Annotated in this window: 12 protein-coding genes; 8 read left to right on the forward strand and 4 right to left on the reverse strand. The window is 69.4% G+C overall.

Going from position 1 to position 16,328, the window contains the following annotated elements; all coding sequences use genetic code 11:
* Positions 1 to 500 precede the first annotated feature (500 nt).
* The 3 genes from VF584_09705 (at position 501) to VF584_09715 (ending at position 2,478) form a co-directional block, all read left to right on the forward strand.
* On the forward strand, positions 501 to 626 hold the full coding sequence (locus VF584_09705) for a DUF1540 domain-containing protein (GenBank protein HEX8210436.1): 126 nt from the start codon (positions 501 to 503) through the stop codon (positions 624 to 626).
* Between the two features lie 233 nt (positions 627 to 859).
* Positions 860 to 1,840 carry a hypothetical protein gene (locus tag VF584_09710; GenBank protein HEX8210437.1) on the forward strand — a complete coding sequence of 327 codons (981 nt, stop codon included), beginning with the start codon at positions 860 to 862 and terminating at the stop codon, positions 1,838 to 1,840.
* Positions 1,841 to 2,013: 173 nt separating this feature from the next.
* Positions 2,014 to 2,478 carry a GyrI-like domain-containing protein gene (locus tag VF584_09715; GenBank protein ID HEX8210438.1) on the forward strand — a complete coding sequence of 155 codons (465 nt, stop codon included), beginning with the start codon at positions 2,014 to 2,016 and terminating at the stop codon, positions 2,476 to 2,478.
* 165 nt (positions 2,479 to 2,643) lie between these two features.
* Here VF584_09715 and VF584_09720 read toward each other — a convergent pair whose 3' ends face one another.
* A complete protein-coding gene (locus VF584_09720) occupies positions 2,644 to 5,334 on the reverse strand; it encodes a DUF4344 domain-containing metallopeptidase (protein HEX8210439.1) in 2,691 nt (896 codons plus the stop codon).
* 294 nt (positions 5,335 to 5,628) lie between these two features.
* Here VF584_09720 and deoC point away from each other — a divergent pair, with 294 nt between their 5' ends.
* The 3 genes from deoC to VF584_09735 all read left to right on the forward strand — a co-directional run bounded on the left by deoC (position 5,629) and on the right by VF584_09735 (position 8,744).
* Positions 5,629 to 6,639, forward strand: coding sequence for a deoxyribose-phosphate aldolase (gene deoC, locus VF584_09725; protein ID HEX8210440.1), 1,011 nt, complete (start codon positions 5,629 to 5,631; stop codon positions 6,637 to 6,639).
* 161 nt (positions 6,640 to 6,800) lie between these two features.
* Positions 6,801 to 7,853 carry a hypothetical protein gene (locus VF584_09730; GenBank protein HEX8210441.1) on the forward strand — a complete coding sequence of 351 codons (1,053 nt, stop codon included), beginning with the start codon at positions 6,801 to 6,803 and terminating at the stop codon, positions 7,851 to 7,853.
* A gap of 60 nt (positions 7,854 to 7,913) precedes the next feature.
* The gene (locus tag VF584_09735) at positions 7,914 to 8,744 is read left to right on the forward strand and encodes a DUF3667 domain-containing protein (GenBank protein HEX8210442.1); all 831 of its coding nucleotides are present in this window, start codon (positions 7,914 to 7,916) and stop codon (positions 8,742 to 8,744) included.
* A gap of 134 nt (positions 8,745 to 8,878) precedes the next feature.
* On the opposite strand, the gene VF584_09740 is transcribed toward VF584_09735, so the two are convergent.
* Together VF584_09740 and VF584_09745 are read right to left on the reverse strand one after the other, a co-directional pair.
* Positions 8,879 to 9,739, reverse strand: coding sequence for a L,D-transpeptidase (locus VF584_09740; protein ID HEX8210443.1), 861 nt, complete (start codon positions 9,737 to 9,739; stop codon positions 8,879 to 8,881).
* A gap of 233 nt (positions 9,740 to 9,972) precedes the next feature.
* The gene (locus VF584_09745; protein ID HEX8210444.1) at positions 9,973 to 11,082 is read right to left on the reverse strand and encodes a rhomboid family intramembrane serine protease; all 1,110 of its coding nucleotides are present in this window, start codon (positions 11,080 to 11,082) and stop codon (positions 9,973 to 9,975) included.
* A gap of 128 nt (positions 11,083 to 11,210) precedes the next feature.
* Between VF584_09745 and VF584_09750 the strand changes: the two genes are divergently transcribed.
* Positions 11,211 to 13,634: an aldehyde dehydrogenase family protein gene (locus tag VF584_09750; GenBank protein ID HEX8210445.1), complete on the forward strand. Its 2,424-nt coding sequence runs from the start codon at positions 11,211 to 11,213 to the stop codon at positions 13,632 to 13,634.
* A 105-nt stretch (positions 13,635 to 13,739) separates the two neighbouring features.
* Here VF584_09750 and VF584_09755 read toward each other — a convergent pair whose 3' ends face one another.
* Complete coding sequence (locus VF584_09755; protein HEX8210446.1) at positions 13,740 to 14,828, reverse strand: M23 family metallopeptidase; 1,089 nt, start codon at positions 14,826 to 14,828, stop codon at positions 13,740 to 13,742.
* Positions 14,829 to 15,423: 595 nt separating this feature from the next.
* Between VF584_09755 and VF584_09760 the strand changes: the two genes are divergently transcribed.
* A complete protein-coding gene (locus VF584_09760) occupies positions 15,424 to 16,299 on the forward strand; it encodes a hypothetical protein (protein HEX8210447.1) in 876 nt (291 codons plus the stop codon).
* The last annotated feature ends 29 nt before the right edge of the window (positions 16,300 to 16,328 follow it).

A 16,328-nucleotide genomic window follows, 5' to 3' on the forward strand; every position in this document is an offset into this window, starting at 1 on the left:
CGATCCGGGCGCTCGCACGCGCCTGAGAGGTGTTGAGCGCGTGCGGATGAGCCCTCCGAGGTCGAATTGCGGCCGTGGTGAGCCCCTGCGCCACGCCGCGAAGCGCCACACCAGCGAAAACCTGGTGGTGCGGCTCAACCCAAACTCTGGTTTGCAGGATTTGGGATGAATCCCCCGGCTGGAACCACGGGAAGACCGCTGAAGCGGTCTCGGGTGCGGCGGGGGATGGTGTGCGCCCGTGACACGGGCGCGATTAATCGCGCCCCTACCAGATCTGCGAGCACACCACGCGGTTCTCCCCCTCGCCCGCCCTGCGCCCGCAGTTGAGAATCATTCGCAAGTCGTTGCCGCAGGCGTGTTTGCGCGCATTCGCAATGGCCCACGACTTGCTTTCTCCCCTGGCAACGCTGGAATCCTGAACCCCTGAACAGGAAGGTACGGCGATGCAGAACGCTCAGGAGAGGCCTTCGGCACAGACTTCGGTGGTGGGGGCTTGCACGGTGACCGACTGCAAGTTCAACGAGCACCACGAGTGCCACGCAGGGCAGATCGAGGTGCGGGTGGGCCCGGACGGTGCCCACTGCGGCACCTACACCCCGGAAGCCTCGCAGCGCCCGCGACCGTAGCGGGTCGCAGGCACCACACAAACGACGACGGGCTCTCCTCGCGGGGAGCCCTCGCTTTTTAGATGGAAAGGGCGTCACACGGAGGGCACGGAGGGAACTACGAGCCGCAGAGAACGCCTCTTCTCTGTTCTCGCGGTTTCCTCCGTGGCTCTGTGTGAGGGTAGTTTGCCCGTTTGACATGCCAGAGCCGCGACTGTAGATTGTTGAGAACAGTTCTCAACCATATGATGACGATGAACGCTCCCCTGGCATCCGCGGCGGCAGGCACGCTGCGGCAGATCTCCGAAAGCGAGCGCGGCGAGCGCAGCCGCCGCGCGGCGGCGGGCGCGCTGGTGCTCGCGGCCGTGGAGCGCGCGGCCGGAGGAACGCAGGACGAGTTCGTGCTGCGCCGCGCCCGGCGAGAAGTCGAGGAGCTGGAGCGCTCGCCGGAGAAGTCGATCCTGACGCGCGTGCTGGTGGTGCTGGAGGAATCCGCCGACCCGTGCGCGCGGGTGGCCGCGCCACTGGTGCAGTACGCCTGCGAGCTGGAGCGCACCCGCCGCCTCCCCGAAGCCGATGCGGCCGTGTCGTTGGCGCTGGAGCTGGACACGGTATCGTCGTCGACGGCGCTGCACGCGGCGCGGCTGGCGCGCAAGCTGGGCGACCGCGAGCGTGCGCTGGCGCTGTACTGTGCCGCGCGCGACCTGGACGGCGGCTCGGGGACCATCGCGCGGCTGGCGGCGGTGGGCGAGGCGGTGGTGGGTGACGACGCGGAGCGGGGCCTTACCCGCGCCATACGCGCCGCGCTGCGGGCCGGCGACGGCGAGTCCGCGGCGGTGGGGCTGGAGGAGCGCGCCGCCGTCCGACGCGCGCGGGGCGACCGCCGCGGCGCCGCGCTGGACCTGTGCCTGGCCGCCGCCCGCTTTCCGGACGGGGTGGACCGGGCCCGCGTGGCGCACGCGCTGGCCGGCGTGGTGCTGGCCATGGGCGACGCCCCCGCCGCCCGCGAGGCGATGCTCGCCGCCCTCGCCTGGGGCGACGCGCCGCAAAAGGACCACGCGCGCACCCGCCTGCACACCCTGGCCCGCGACACCGGCGACCAGGTGGGGATGCGCCGCTGGCGGTCGTTCCAGCGCCCGTCGCTGGTCTCGCTCTCCGCCTACCGCCCGATGGATGGCGGGCGCACGCTGGCGCCGCGCCTCATCCGCTGGCGCGAGGCGCTCACCCCCGCCTGACCCGCCGCGCACCCGTTCGCGACGCACGACGCCCCGCTCTCCGCCTCGGAGGGCGGGGCGTCCTCTTGATGGCCGAGAACGTCGTGTCGTTCCTGGCACGGCCCGTTCGTCGTATGGATAGAGGTGGGTGCCGTCCGGCGTGCCGCCCTCAACCGAGTACCGGAGTTTTCCAGATGATCGACACCCCGCAGATCACGCAGACCGAAGCCAGGAACGCCGCCATCATCCGCCTCACGGTGCCGCGGCAGGAGATCCGGAACGTGATGGGGCCGGCGATGAGCGAGCTGAAGAGCGCCGTCGCCGCTCAGGGTGTGACGCCCGACGGACCGATGTTCACGCACCACCTGCGGATGGACCCGGACACCTTTGACCTCGAGGTCGGGATGGCGGTGCCGGTGGCGATCGCGGAGAGCGGCCGTGTGCGGGCTGGCGGGCTCCCGGCCGCCACCGTCGCGCGGACGACTTACCGTGGCGGCTACGAGGGACTTTCCGGCGCATGGGGCGAGCTGCACGCGTGGATGCGCGCCAATGGGCACGAGCCGGGCGCCGACCTGTGGGAATCCTACGTCTCCGGGCCGGAAGCTGACGCCGACCCCGCGAACTGGCGCACCGAGCTCACCCAGCCGCTGGCGCGTTGAAACAGAAGGCTCACACAGAGACACAGAGCCACAGAGAGAACCGCAAAAGGTTTTCTCTGTGGCTTTGAGTTCTTCTGTGGCCCCTGTGTGAAGCTTTTGTCCGTTGTTCTCTCCCTGCGTTTCTGCGCCTCTGCGTGAGACCAGCTCTTCCCCGCTAAACGCCGCTCAGCGCACGTTGCGGTTGGCGGAAAGGAGGCGCTCCCACGCCTTGGCCATGCGCTGGTACTCGCCGGGGCAGCGCACCGCGCGCTCGCGCGGAAGCATGCCGCCGCTCACGATTCGCGAGTACTTCTGCGGGTCCGAGCCGTACACCCAGCAGGCGATGTTGAAGAGGCGCTGCGGGCCCAGCGAGTGCTCGTCCGCGAAGTCCGAGTTGCCGAACACCCTGCCCTGGCCCGGCTGCACGGCCAGCACGCCGTTGAAGGCCGCCTGCGCCCCCTTCTCACCGCTTCCCAGCAGGATGTAGGTGGCGAGCTGGTCCACGGCATCCTCTTCGCGCCCCGTTACCGGCAGGTCCATCACGTCTATCAGGGCGTGGCCCACCTCGTGGTACATGATGAAGTTCACCGCCCCGTCCACCGCCTCGGACTGGGCCTGCGTCCACTGACCGTCGCGAACGAAGATGTTGGCGAGGTCGTTGAGCAGCTCGTAGCACATCGTCACCGCGCCCAGCCGCGGGCTGTAGAACGCGTTTATCTGCCCGCACTGGGCCGTGCGCACCGAGACGCTGCGCGGCAGGGCGGGGAGGTTCCTGTTGGAGTTGAGCGACTCCGTGAAGCGCTCCATCATCCCCGCCTGCTTGATGCGCTGCCCAACGGTGCGGAGTGCGGGAGTGGTGGCCTCGGTGGAGGCGTACAGCCACTTGTTCTGCCCGGCCGTGCGCTCCTCCGCCGCCGTCTGCGCCGGGGCGGCGGAGAGGCGCTGGACGGCCAGCGTGTAGCTCCCCGTCTTGCGCGGCTCGAAGGCGTTGGCCTGGATCACGTACACCCCGGTGCCGCCCACCGTGACGGTGGCCTGCGCGTTGGTGCCGCCGCCGCCGTCGTCGTCGTTCACCTCCGCCTCCAGCCGCCCGCCCTCCAGCCGGCCCCAGCGCAGGTAGGTGTCGAAGTCGCTGGAGCGCAGCGTGATCTGCAGCCGGTCGCCGGGGCTGCCGCGGTACACGTACTGGTCGTAGTACGAGCTGTCGGACAGCATCGGGTCCGACGCCGTGAGCTGGCCGTTGACCGTCTGGCCCGCGGTGACCGTGACGGCGCCGGCCGGGGCGGTCGTCTGCTGCTGCGCCGTGGCGCTCACCGGCTGCACCGTGATCGTGTACGCGCCGGTGGCGCCCGCCGCCAGCGAGTTGGCCTGCACGGCGTAGGTGCCGCTGGCCCCCACCGTGGCGATGAGCTGCGAGTTGGTGCCGCCGCCGCTGTCGTCGTCGCGCGCGATGGCGTCGAAGCGGTTCCCCGCCACGCGCCCCCACGCCATGTACGTGTCGAAGGCGGTGGAGCGCATCGTCACCATCACCTGCTCGCCCGGACGGCCGCGGTACACGTACAGGTCGTAATGCGAGTTGTCGCTCAGCTTCGGGTCGGACGTGTCCAGCCGGCCGCTGACCGTCTGCCCCATCGCGATCGTCTGCGCGCCGGTGGGGGCCGCGCCGCTCGCGCGCTCCACCGCCAGGGTGTAGTTGCCCGTGATGTTGGCGGAGAGCGAGTTGGCCTGGATGGCGTACGTCCCGCTCTGGTCCAGCGTCACCTGCATCCGCGAGTTGGTGCCGCCGGCCGCGTCGTCGTCGGTGCCCAGGAGCTGGAACTGCTGCCCCTGCATCCGCCCCCAGCGCAGGTACGTGTCGAAGTCGCCGGAGGTGAGGGTGATGATGATCTGCTCGCCCGGTGTGCCCTGGTAGACGTAGCTGTCGTAGTGCGAGTTGTCGGTCAGCTTGGGGTCGGAAGCCTCCAGCCGGCCGGCGACGGTCTCGCCGGCGCGGATCGCCCCGCCGCGCGCCCGCGTCCCGCCTCCTCCTCCGCCACCAGCACCGCCGCCGCCCGTGCGCTCCACGCTCAGGGTGTAGGCCCCGGTGGAGTTGGCCGCCAGCGAGTTGGCGCGGACGGTGTAGCTGCCGCTGCTGCCCACCGTGACGGTGATCTGCGAGTCGGTGCCGCCTGCGCCGTCGTCGTCCGTCTTCTCAGAGGCGAACGAGCTTCCCGAGCCGGCGCCCCACACCAGGTACGCGTCGAACGCGGTGGAGCGCAGGGTGATGACGAGCTGGTCGCCCGCGTTGCCGGTGTAGCGGTAGTCGTCGGCGTACGAGTTGTCGGGGAGGCGCATGTCGCTGGTGCTGAGCTCGCCGCGCACCGTCTGTCCCGCGGCGATGGTGCCGCCGCCGCCGCCGCCCGGCTGCGGGCGCTGGGCAGGCTGCGGCCGCTGGCCAGGCCCCGGTGCCGCGCCGCCGGACTCCACCTGGATCGTGTACGCGCCGGTGGAGCCCCCCGCCAGCGAGTTGGCGCGGATCACCAGCACCCCGCCGGCGGGGACGGCCACGCTCACCCGCGAGTCGGTGCCGCCCGCGCCGTCGTCATCCGTGTCGCTGGAAGCGAAGCTGTCGCCGTTCATCGCCCCGACGGCCAGGTAGGTGTCGAAGGCGCTGGACCGCAGCGTCACCGTCACCTGCTCGCCCGCGCGGCCGCGGTAGACGTACTGGTCGTAGTACGAGCCGTCGTCGAGCTTGGGATCGGACTCGGCGAGGCTGCCGGAGACCGTCTGCCCGGCGCGGATGGCCGTGCCGGGCTGTGCCGCGAGGGCGGCGGGAAGGCTGCAGAGCACGGCCGCGCCCAGCAGGGCGCGCCGCGTGGCGGAGGTGGCGAATCGCATCGTCTTACCGGACCTGGGGTGGGGGGGTGCACGGGCGGGGAACTGCGGGGCGGCGTGGGATCGCCGTCCTGCCCACAAAATGAAGGCGCGCGCGGAGTTTAGCCAGCCTTTCGTTTGTCGCCCGCTTTGGAGCCGCAAGCTCATTCCACCGTGCTTCGATGCCGGGAACGGCGCCGGTCGGGCGGCGGCGCCTCGCGCGCGAGGTTGGCGGCGGGGCGGGAGCGGCGGTATCTTGTGGAGAGCTCCGCCCGCGCCGCACGACGGCGCCGCACCACGAACGAGACGCGCTACGCAATGGCAACGCAATCCTCCCGACTCGTCGCCGTACCCACCGGCGCCTCGCACTCCGTGGAAGAAGAGGGGCGCAACCCCGGCGTGCCGCTGGACCTGGACTGGGTCAGCTCGGTGCGGGTGAACCGCAGCGCGGTGGAGCGGCGCGCATCCACGCTACCGGGGCGGCGCACCGTCAAGAAGCAGTGGCAGGCGGCGTGGCTCCTGCGCGCCATCACCCTGATGGACCTCACCACCCTCTCGGGCGACGACACGCCGGGGACGGTGCGGCGCCTGTGCGCAAAGGCCCGCCAGCCGCTGCGCCCCGACCTGCTGGGCGCGCTCGGCGCGGAGGAGCTCACCATCCGCTGCGGCGCCGTGTGCGTCTACCACCGCTTCGTGTCGACGGCGGTGGAGGCGCTGAGCGGCTCGGGGATCCCGGTGGCGGCGGTCTCCACCGGCTTTCCGGCGGGGCTCTCGCCCTTCAAGCAGCGCGTGGAGGAGATCCACGCCTCGGTGGGCGACGGGGCGGAGGAGATCGACATCGTCATCACCCGCGAGCACGTGCTCACCGGGAACTGGCAGGCGCTGTACGACGAGGTGAAGGCGTTCCGCGAAGCGTGCGGCCCCGCCCACCTCAAGGCGATCCTGGCCACCGGCGAGCTGGCGACGCTGCGCAACGTGGCACGCGCATCGGTGGTGGCGATGATGGCGGGCGCGGACTTCATCAAGACCTCCACCGGCAAGGAGTCGCGCAACGCGGAGCTCCCGGTGGGGCTGGTGATGGCGCGCTGCATCCGCGAGTACCGCGACCGCACGGGGCACGAAGTGGGCTTCAAGCCGGCCGGCGGCATCAAGACGGCCAAGCAGTCGCTGGACTGGCTGATGATGATGAAGGAGGAGCTGGGCCGCCGCTGGCTGGAGGCGGACCGCTTCCGCTTCGGCGCCTCGTCGCTCCTCAACGACATCGAGCGGCAGCTGGAGCACCACGTCACCGGCCGCTACTCCGCCTCGCACCGCCACCCGATGGCGTGACCGGGCACCGCCGCGGTCCGCCCTGGGCCGCGGCGATGTTCCCAAACGGGAACCGGACCCCCACTTCCGGCCCGCCGGGGGCGTTTGTATCTTCTTGGCACACCATCCTTTCGCGCCCGCTCCCCGCGGGCGCTTTCGCGTCCAACTCCCCGATCCACGCGATGAACAAGCTGATTTCCGCCGCCCTCCTTGCCGGCGTCCTCGCCGCACCCGCCCACGCGCAGAACGCGATCGAGGGCCTCAACCCCGCCGAATTTTCGGAGCTGAAGTGGGGCGCCACCGCTCCGCAGGTCGCGGCCCACTGGCGTGAGCAGCCCCTGGCCGTGAAGCGCGAGAACGGCGTCACGCGTCTGAGCTTCCTCCCCTGGATGGGGATGGAAACGTGGACGGTGGCGGTGCACGACCAGCACGGGTTCGTGCAGGTGGAGGCGTTGTCCGCCGCGAACGTGACCGGCGCGGCCTGCGAGCTCCAGTTCCGGCAGTTCCTCTCGCAGTTCCAGCGCTCCTACCCGCGGCTCACCCCCTCCATCACCGAACGCAACGACGCCGGCACGGGGCTGTGCGAGGCGGTGCGCGCCGGCCGCGGCGAGGCACGCTATCGCTGGACGGACGCCGCGGGCACCGAGATCGTGGTGGAGGTGAACCGCGAGGGCCGCGTCGCCTTCCAGTCGCACACCCGTCCCTATCGCAACTGGCTGGCGGCCTCCGCCGCGCCCGCTTCGGCACCCGCGGCCGCTCCACGCTCGGCGATGCCGCAGCGGCTGGGTCTGACGGCGGCGGCCTTCCGCGCCATCCGTCCCGGGATGTCGCTGGAAGAGGTGAACGCGCTCGTAGGCTTCGCGGGCACGCAGACGTCGAGCACGGACATCGGCGGGCACCGCTCCGCCGGCTACAAGTGGCAGCGCGGCGCCGAGTTCATGATCGTCACCTTCATGGACGGCCGCGCGCTGCAGACGCTGCAGGCGGGGCTCGACAGCCAGTCCGCCTCCGCCCGCACCGCCACCCTGGCGAAGTACAACCAGGTGCAGGTAGGGATGACGCACGAAGAGGTGGCGCGCATCATGGGCGGACCGGGCAACTTCACCGGCTTCGTAGACATCATGGGGACGATGAGCGAGGGGTATAGCTGGAAGGGCGCTTCGCTGGGGACGGTGATGACCGCCAGCTTCCGCGACGGCCGCCTGACCACCCGCATGCAGATGGGGCTCCGCTGACCGACCGGGGGGCGGGCCGCCCGGCCCGCCCCCGTTCTTCTCCCTCCCGAGGGATCTCCCATGTCCGAAGCGACCCTCCCCACCCAGGCCGCCGCCGAGCCGCTCCCCGCGGCCGAAGCGGCGCCCGCCGTCTGCGCCAACTGCGAAGCGGCCCTCGCGGGCGAGTTCTGCGCGCGCTGCGGACAGCGCGCCTGGCAGGGGAGGTTCACGCTGCGCGCCGTGTTCTCGCAGCAGGTGACGGAGGCACTGGACCTGAACCGGGGGCTCCTCTTCACCTTCGTGGAGCTCTTTCGCCGCCCCGGCCACATGGTGCGCGAGTACGTGCGCGGCCACACGGTGGGCTACGCCAACCCGGTGAAGTACTTCCTGATCATGGGCGCGCTCACCACGTTCGTCTACGTGAAGACGGGTCTCGCCGGCCAGATGGCCGATGAGATGGCGCAGGGGATGACCACCAGCACGAACGGACGGCTCTCTCCCCGCGCGGGGGCGCTGATGGAGATGATCTCGTCGTACTTCACCCTGCTGCTGGCGTTCACCCTCCCCACCGCCGCGGCCGCGACGCGGTGGGTCTTCCGGCGCGCGGGGTACAACTACGCGGAGCACCTGATCTTCAACACCTACACCGGCGCGCAGCAATGCGTCCTGATGATCGCCGCCCTCCTGCTGGGCGCCGCCGCGGGCGCGGACCCGCAGGCCTCGCTCAACTGGAGCGTCCCGGTGGTCGTCGCGTACTACGTGTGGGCGGCGGCGCAATTTGCCGGCGGCCCACGCGTTCCCGCCCTCCTGCGCGGCATCCTCGCGATTATCCTGAGCTACGCCGCCTTCTTTTTGCTCGTGGGCATCGCCGGAATCCTGGTGGGGGTGCTGGTCGCGGTGTTGCTCCGGTGACTTGATCCCCGAGCCTGCAAAGGCAGGCTTCCCGCGGTTGTTGCAGCGGTTTCAACCGCCGGAATCGCCAGCAGAAACAAAAAGGCCCCCGCGGCATTCCGCGGGGGCCTTCGCCATTCACCCAACCCGCCCGATCAGTAGATGTAGACCGGAGTACCAACCGTGGTGTTCTCGTACAGGAAGGTGAGTGGCTCCTCGTCCAGGCGGATGCAGCCGTGGGTGGCGGGAAAGCCGATGGCGATGGGGTCGTTGGTGCCGTGGATGAAGTACCCGTCGCCCGTGTCCAGCTTGAACTTGCCGAGCACCTCCGGCACGCGCCGGTTGATGGTGCCAAAGGGCGGGATGTACATGATCCCGTCCCACATCAGCGGGTGCTCCTGCGGGAGGATCTCGAACTCGCCGTCCTTGAGGATCCCCAGGTTCACGCCGCGCCGTATGACGCGCCCTCCGTCCTTGAGCGCCACCCCGCCGGCCGGAAACTGCCGCACCCGGTCCGCCATCGACTGGTAGTGCCAGTCGGGTGGAATCCAGAGCGGGTCCTCTTCCATCTTGATGACGGTGCGGCGTCCGCGCGGCGTGGAGAAGTCGATCAGCCGCCCGCCCGTGCTCTTCACCATCCCCATGCCGACGCCGGCGGGGGCCGAGAGGAGCGTGTCCGCGCCGTCGATCAGCCACAGGCGCCGGTCGAAGATGGAGACGACGATGCGGCGCCCCTTTGCGTTGTTGGCGGCGCGGCGGTGGCGCTCCCAGGTGAGCGAGTCGGCGCGCGAGGTGGGGCGGCGCGGCGCCGGATCGGGGTTCACCACGCCCATGCGGCGCAGGCGGTCCGCGATCAGCTCGTCGGTGGTCACCAGCCCGCGCGGGCGGCTGTCCGCGTCGACGGCGACGCGCGAGGTGTCTTCGCCGGCGCGGGGGCCGTCCTGCGCGCTCGCGGGCGCGGCGAAGGCCAGCAGGGCCGCGCACGAGGCCCGGATGATGTGTTTGGAGTATCTCATGTCAGGGTTGCCGTTCGGGGACAACATGGAACGGCGAAAGCACTTGGCTAAATCCGTGCTACCGCTGCGGCCACACCCGCGGGCCGCGCCTCCAGTATAACGCAGTCGGCTCCCGAGACCAACCGCGGCATCGTAAACACCATCACACAGAGGGCACAGAGGGAACTGCAAGGCGCAGAGAAACTCTTTCTGTTCTTCTCGTCGTGCCCTTTGTGTCTCCGTGTGAGGCGCCCTTAGAAAACCGGAAGCAGCACCAGGACCAGAGTCCACGCGCAGCCCAGCGCCAGCACGATCATGGCGGCGATGCCGGCCGCGTGCACGGCGCGGCCGGTGACCCACTGCGGGTGGGCGCGCGTCGTGGGGACGAAGACGGCGCCCAGCAGCGCGCCTACCGCCAGCCCGCCCGCGTGCGCCGCGTTGTCGATCAGCCCCATCCCCACGATCCCGATCCCGGCGATCACCGCCACGTTCAGCAGCACCATCTTGAGGAAGCCAGGCGGCACCGTCTCGCGCCGGCGGTAGGCCAGCACGCCCAGGAAGCCGATCAGCCCCATCAGCCCGCCCGACGAGCCGACCGACGGCGCATCCGGCGGCACGATGAAGCTGGCCAGAGATCCGCCGAGCACCGCGGCCAGGAAGACCAGCGAAAGGTACGCGCGGTGCGCCAGAACCTCCGTCTCGCGGCCCAGCGCGAGGAGCGCCATGAAGTTGACGGCGAAGTGGATGATGTCGCCGTGCAGGTAGCCGGCGGTGAGGAGCCGCCACGTCTCGCCCCCGCGGACATACTCCGGCACCATCGCGGCCGGACCGATGCCGAAGTTGGGCATTCCGGAGCCGTTCGCCAGGAGCTGCGCCGCGCCGACCGCCGCGATCATCCCCGCCAGCAAGCGCAGGTACACGACGGGCACCCGCCGCAGCGCCGCGGTCTGCTCCGCCTCGCGCATCATGTCGCGGAAGCCCTGCGGCGTCATCACGCTGGCCTGGTGCCACTCGCGCAGCCGCAGCGCCACCCAGATCACCCCGAACAGCAGGTACACGGCCCCGGGTGAGCCGGGGCGAAGCGCATCGAGGTTCTGAACGGCGAGCACCGACGCGAACACGCCCACGATGATCGCCTGCGTCTTCGCCCCGCCGCCGATTCGCGCGCGGATCGCCTCCAGCAGAAAGGGCACCTCCTCGGGAGGCACGGGGCCGCCGGACTCCGGCGTCCACACCAGGCGCGGGATGGGCCCCGCGCGGCACGCCGCGACCAGCTCGTCGCGGGTGGCGGGGTGCATGATCCCCTGCGCGTCCACGATGCCGTACTCGCCGGGCGGGGAAGGGGTTGGGTCCGGAACAGTCATCGGCCTCTGGATGCGGAGTGTCCGCGCGGCGGGTGCAAGGGCGGGGCCCGTGCGCGGGCGCGCGGAGGAACGTATACTTACACCGCAAGGCCCCCGAACGGCACGCACCCCCCGGAAGGACCCGATCGATGAGCATCGCCGAGATCTTCGAGACCATGGAATACGGCCCCGCCCCCGAAAGCGCGTCGCCCGCGCTGCGCTGGCTGGAGGAACGAGGCGGCACCACGCAGCTCTTCATCGGCGGCGAGTGGCGCGAGCCTTCGGGCGGCGAGTACTTCCCATCGAACAACCCCGCCACCAACAAGCCGCTCGCCCGCATTGCCCAGGCGAGCGCGGAAGACGTGGACGCCGCCGTCGCCGCCGCGCGCGCCGCGCTGCCGGGGTGGCAGGCGCTGGGCGGGCACGGGCGCGCGCGCTACCTGTACGCCATCGCGCGCCACATCCAGCGCCACTCGCGCCTCTTCGCCGTGATGGAGACGCTGGACAACGGCAAGCCGATCCGCGAGTCGCGCGACATCGACATCCCGCTCGTCGCCCGGCACTTCTACCACCACGCCGGCTGGGCGCAGCTGATGGAGACGGAGATGCCCGGCCATGCGCCGCTGGGCGTGGTGGGGCAGATCATCCCGTGGAACTTCCCGCTGCTGATGCTGTCGTGGAAGATCGCCCCCGCGCTCGCCATGGGGAACACGGTGGTGCTGAAGCCGGCCGAGTTCACCTCGCTCACCGCCCTCCTCTTCGCCGACGTGTGCCGCGATGCGGGGCTCCCGCCGGGCGTCGTCAACATCATCACGGGTGACGGGCGCACCGGCGCGCTGATCGTGGAGCACCCGGACGTGGACAAGATCGCCTTCACGGGCTCCACCGAGGTGGGGCGGATCATCCGCGCCGCGACGGCGGGGAGTGGCAAGAAGCTGTCGCTGGAGCTGGGAGGCAAGAGCCCGTTCGTGGTCTTCGACGACGCCGACATCGAGAGCGTGATCGAGGGCGTGGTCGACGCCATCTGGTTCAACCAGGGGCAGGTGTGCTGCGCCGGCTCGCGCATCCTTGCGCAGGAGGGGATCGCCGACCACCTCGTCACCCGCCTGCGCGAGCGGATGGAGACGCTGCGCGTGGGCGATCCGCTGGACAAGGCGGTGGACATCGGCGCCATCATCGACCCCGTGCAGCTCGAAAAGATTCGTGAGCTGGTGGAACAGGGACGCTCCGAGGGCGCCACCCTCTGGCAGCCGTCGTGGAGCTGCCCGCAGGAGGGGTGCTTCTTCCCGCCGACGCTCCTGACCGACGTGGGTCCGGCCTCGACCGTCGCGCAGGTGGAGATCTTCGGCCCTGTCGTGGTGCTGATGACCTTTCGCACCCCCGACGAGGCGGTTGCACTGGCCAACAACACCCCGTACGGCCTCGCCGCCAGCGTGTGGACGGAGAACATCAACCTGGCGCTGGACATCGCCCCGCGCATCAAGGCGGGGACGGTGTGGGTGAACTCCACCAACCTCTTCGACGCCGCCTCCGGCTTCGGCGGCTATCGCGAGAGCGGCTACGGCCGCGAGGGCGGGCGCGAGGGCCTGTGGGAGTACGTGAAGCCGAAGTGGGAAAAGGATCAGGGGAAAGCGGACAGTGGACAGGCGACAGCGAAAAAGGGCCGCGGCAAGATCGCCGACGCCGTGAGCGCACTCACGCACTCACGCACTGACGCACCCTCCCTCCCGCCCATCGATCGCACCGCCAAACTCTACGTCGGCGGCAAGCAGGCGCGGCCGGACAGCGGCTACTCCATGCCGGTAGTCGGCGCGGATGGCCGCGTCGTCGGCGAGGTGGGGCTCGGCAACCGCAAGGACATCCGCAACGCGGTGGAGGCGGCGCACAAGGCCTCGGGCTGGGCCAAGGGGACGGGGCACAACCGTGCGCAGGTGATCTACTACCTGGCCGAGAACCTCGCCGCCCGCGCGGACGAGTTCACCCGCCGCATCGCCGCCCTCACCGGCGACGAGGCGGGCGCCGCGCGCGAAGTGGAGCTTTCCATCCGCCGCCTCTACACCTACGGCGCTTGGGCGGACAAGTGGGACGGGGCGGTGCACGGCACGCCCTTTCGCAACGTCACCCTGGCCATGCACGAGCCCATCGGCGTCGTGGCGATCGCCTGCCCTGACGAGGCGCCGCTCCTGGGCTTCGTCTCCCTGGTGGCCCCCGCCATCGCGATGGGGAACAGCGTCGTGGTGATCCCCTCGGAGCGCCACCCGCTCGCCGCCACCGACTTCTACCAGCTCCTCGACACCTCCGACGTCCCCGGCGGCGTCGTGAACATCGTCACCGGCCGCCGCGACGAGCTTTCCGAGACCCTCGCCGGCCACGACGACGTGGACGCGATGTGGTACTTCGGCGGCGCGGAGGGGAGCACGAAGGTTGAGCGCCTCTCCACCGGCAACATGAAGCGCACCTTCGTCAACTACGGCCGCCCCCGCGACTGGGAAAGCGCCGAGCAGGCCGAGGGCCCCGAGTTCCTCCGCCACGCCACCAACGTCAAGAACATCTGGGTGCCGTACGGGGAATAAACGCGTCACGAGAGGGGCCAAGACGAGAGGCTGGACCAATCCGGTCCAGCCTCTCGTCTTCTAAGTGTCGTCGCCCAATGCACTGCGCCGACGGCCACGGTTGAGTTACGGGATTACCAGCGCACGATTTGCGTTGACGAAATTCGATGCGGCCTCCATGTACGGGTATGTAGACGAGCTATAACCGATCCCGAACTGATTCCAGTACGGATCACCAGGATTCCGATGGCCCCAATGGAGATGGCATGCTCCGGAGTTCCCCGTGGTTCCGACGAAGGCGATTAGCTCTCCACGGCGCACTACTCCATGGGTACGTACCAAGGACTCATGGTGGGCTAGGATCGTCTGAGTTCTACGCCCATCCGGTAGAAGATGCTCGATCACCAAAGCGTTGCCCCAGCCGGTCGTTGCTGTTGACTGCTGTCGATTTACGATCTTTCCGCTGGCGGGCGCGTACACCGCGTCACCGCAGTCGGTGTTCCCACCCCCGTCTCCGTTCCAATCTTCACCGTCGTGATACCCACTCGACGAATACACCCTGAATCCCTGCGCCAGGTAGTAGCGGTCGGCGTCGTAGCGAGCCGTGGTCACCGTTGGAAACGGGGTCACGGGAAAATCAAACCCGTCGGCGACAGGAATGCGGTCGTCAGTGACGCAAGCATTGCCTCCGTTGTGCAGCACGCCAGTCGCAGGGTAGGCGTTGAACGTGGCCTGGCTCACCATCTGGATCTCACCCCAGTCGAAGCAGTGTGAATCGAAGATCTCACCGTTCATCGTAAGCGACAGGCTGGGACCCACTACCATCCGAACTTCAGGACTACCAGACCATCTGATCAGGGTTCGCTGCGGCAGGGGGCGATGCCCAATCCCGCTGGTCAACTCAGGAAGTGCGTCGTATGCTGCCGCGTCCACCGTCTCGACACGTCCCCAGGGGGTAGCGTCCTCGATGGTGCCGTTCGCCAGTACGTACGCCTGCTCACTGTGAAAGCCGGTCCGGATGCATCCGGCAACGAACCAGATTGCGCCGTCTGTCGGATTCTGACGGCGGATCGGACGAAAGCTGCCCATCCAGCGGTGCTGCTTCGCCGAGGGAAGCACGCCCACCATCTGGCCATACATCGAGGAGAGCGTGCGAACGAGGCTTGAGCCGCCCCCAGAGCAAACCCGGTAGGTATGCCAGTCGGGGATGCCCACTGACCTTCCTCCGCCAACGTACAGATACACAGTTGATCCGTTTCCCACACGGAAATAAGAGCCGACCGGCGGCTCCTCCGTATTCGCTGCCGGCCACGACGGGGACGTAACCGCAATCGTGAGATTTGGACCTGTTGCTGCCGTTGGTGAATGCCGGCTCATCGAGGAGGTTGGAACATCCGAGCAACCAGCGACCAGGACCAGGAGCGAGAGAGTGAGATGGCGGGATAAACGCGCATGCTGCGGGACCATCATAACCTCCCAATGCGAGTGAAAACAAAAAAACGGCGTCATATATTATGTATAAAACTTATGTTGACCGCAAGTGGTTGCGGGGAAGAGTGTATTTGTTTGGAGTTCGCGGAGCCGCAGAGGCGGCGAACTAACGGACGGTAAGCGGAGCGTTCCAAAATTATCCCGAGTCATACGTGCGTCAGCGCGCGATGACCTACCTCACCGGGTGGCTTGATCTCTGGCGCTCGGCCGGGTTAATTGGCGTGCATGAGCGCTGGGCATCGTGCAGACCCGTCGCAGGCGATCCCCACTGACGAGGCTCGGGCACGGCTGCGTGAGTCCACCTGAAGCGCGACGCAACGTGACCGCACCTTTTCGCTGGAAACTCGCCGGCCGGCCGGCGCTGGGCACTCTGCTGGATGGAGACCGCGAGCATGCCTACCGCGGATTCTTTGTAGACCTGCGCGACTGCGGCGTGCGGGTGGTCGCGGCGGCGGCGGACGGTGACCTCGTCTTCGTGGGGCGATCACCGGAGAGCATCTTCGACTACCTGACGGGGGTTCTGAGCGGCACGTCGTGGAGCGAGCGGCTCGTGCTGCTGAACCTCTCGATGCGCCACTCAGACGTCGAGCAGCTCGCCCGCACCGATCCCGCGGCCGTCGCCGCCATCCGCGACCAGCTCGCCAGCCTCGGTCTCTCGCCCGGGCAGATCGCGGCCAGCGCCCGTCCCAAGGTGTTCGTGGACCTGGTGTCCGGCGGAAACACCTTTGGACACCTGCTCGGTCTGCTGGAGCATTGGGCAGGCGACGCCGGCGTGGACGTCGCCGCGGTCCGCAGGCGCATACGGTTCCTGGGGATCACCGACCGGATGAAGAACAGCCCCAACACCTGGCGCTGGTACCAGCGGGTGGAGTGGGCCAGCCGCCTCCCCCGCTCGGCGTTGCGGAGCATCTCCATCCCGTACGGGTTGTGGATGTACCTGGGCGAGTACCAGAGAAAGGTCGCGCGCTGGCACCCTCCGGCGCGCTGGGGTGCGGAGGATGCGGCGCGCCCTCCCCGCGATGAAGACGCACTCAAGGCGCTCCGGCTCGCGCACATGGTCCACGAACGCGGACGGGGCCGTGTGGAGCGGGGCCGTTTCGCCGCGGAGCTGGCCGCGCAGCGCCAGCTCCGCGACCCCTCCGTCCGGCGCCTCATCCTGGAGCTGCGCGGCACCTCCGCACGGCACGGAAGATAGTGATCCCATCTTCAGCGGAAGCCGTAGAC

Origin of the sequence: Longimicrobium sp., assembly GCA_036389135.1 — a bacterium.
Lineage (GTDB): Bacteria > Gemmatimonadota > Gemmatimonadetes > Longimicrobiales > Longimicrobiaceae > Longimicrobium.